Origin of the sequence: Erythrobacter donghaensis, from assembly GCF_001557325.1 — a bacterium.
GTDB classification, from domain to species: domain Bacteria; phylum Pseudomonadota; class Alphaproteobacteria; order Sphingomonadales; family Sphingomonadaceae; genus Erythrobacter; species Erythrobacter donghaensis_B.
The window spans coordinates 1-229 of sequence record NZ_LSJS01000009.1; the positions used below are offsets into that span (position 1 = coordinate 1).

The 229-nt window shown below is 65.9% G+C and carries 1 riboswitch.

Annotation, left to right across the window (positions count from 1 at the left end):
* Window positions 1-159, forward strand: a riboswitch (cobalamin riboswitch). This riboswitch is flagged as partial in the annotation.
* Between the last annotated feature and the right edge of the window lie 70 nt (window positions 160-229).

A 229-nucleotide genomic window follows, 5' to 3' on the forward strand; every position in this document is an offset into this window, starting at 1 on the left:
GTCCCTGCAACTGTAAGCGGCGAGCGCGATGCACATCGCTTCCCCCTTCGGGCGGAAGCAGCCACTGGGCCTCACGTTGAATCCAGCGTGGCCTGGGAAGGCCGTGCATCAAGCTATGACCCGCGAGCCAGGAGACCTGCCGGCGTTTGGTCGCTCTTGCTGCGGTCCAGGGGATGGCCATGGCACGGTAACCTCCGTCTGAGCGACGAACCATTGCGGCTGGGGCCGC